The organism is Streptomyces sp. NRRL F-5122 (assembly GCF_001507435.1).
GTDB classification, from domain to species: Bacteria; Actinomycetota; Actinomycetes; order Streptomycetales; family Streptomycetaceae; genus Streptomyces; species Streptomyces lannensis.
The window spans coordinates 49,084-49,656 of sequence record NZ_LMWH01000255.1; the positions used below are offsets into that span (position 1 = coordinate 49,084).

The following is a 573-nucleotide window of genomic DNA, read 5'->3' on the forward strand; positions in this document are numbered from 1 at the left end:
TAATGTTCGGATTGCGGGTCACGTCGTCCGCCGGTGAAAACGACGATGAAAAGCCTGATGGCGGCGCCACCCTCCATCCGGTCCTTGGTGAGGCGCCCGTCACCCGAACTTGGTGAAGCCGGATGCCGGGCTACGACGCGACCTCCGGCCGGCAGCGGGCTGTGTGGTCCGGGCCGGCGCGGCCGCAAGCGGGGCATCGAGACCGAGGCCGACCGCGTCCGTAGCGTCTTCCGGGCCGACTGGGCCCACCAACCGGCACTCGTCGAGGACGCACTCGGCGAGCACATGCTCGCCTCCTCATCCAACTGGAGGCCGCCTGCACCGCGGCCGACGACCTCGCCAGGGCGGTGGAGGAGGCATTGCCTCAGCATCCAGACGCTGAGATCCTCCTCAGCTTTCCCGGCATCGGCACCTGGGTGCCGGCCGAGATCGGAGACGACAGGAACCGGTTCGCCGACGCCCGCGGACTGAAGGCGGGCGCCTCACCAAGGACCGGATGGAGGGTGGCGCCGCCATCAGGCTTTTCATCGTCGTTTTCACCGGCGGACGACGTGACCCGCAATCCGAACATTA

At 68.1% G+C, this 573-nt stretch carries 1 protein-coding gene; it reads right to left on the minus strand.

Translation table 11 applies throughout. The features are described 5' to 3' along the window. Positions 1-364: 364 nt before the first annotated feature. Positions 365-573: hypothetical protein (locus tag ADL25_RS52300; protein WP_420711388.1), on the minus strand; the 209-nt coding region annotated here is incomplete at its 5' end.